Consider the following 253-nt stretch of genomic DNA (forward strand, 5'->3'; position numbering starts at 1 on the left):
GCAAAAAGCGGATACCCCGCATTCGAAAAATGCGACATGGCCACGTCGATTGGCAACTCGCTCAATAACCGGTCGTAGGCGCGCTGCGGGTCATCGGCCGGCAAGCCGATCACTCGCAGGCCCGCATCGCGCGCGACGGCACCCAGATGCCCAACCTTGCCGGGCGTCACGATGGTCACATCGAAGCGTTGACGGTCGAAAGCTATCGCCGAGTCGAGCACGACCTTTTCCAGACCGCCTTTGTCGAACGATG

Annotated in this window: 1 pseudogene; it reads right to left on the bottom strand. The window is 61.3% G+C overall.

Annotated features, from left to right (window positions below):
- A pseudogene (locus SB753_RS39415) lies at positions 1-253 on the bottom strand (glycosyltransferase family 1 protein); the annotation flags it as partial.

Origin of the sequence: Paraburkholderia sp. SIMBA_053 (genome assembly GCF_046534895.1) — a bacterium.
Classification (GTDB): Bacteria; Pseudomonadota; Gammaproteobacteria; order Burkholderiales; family Burkholderiaceae; genus Paraburkholderia; species Paraburkholderia caledonica.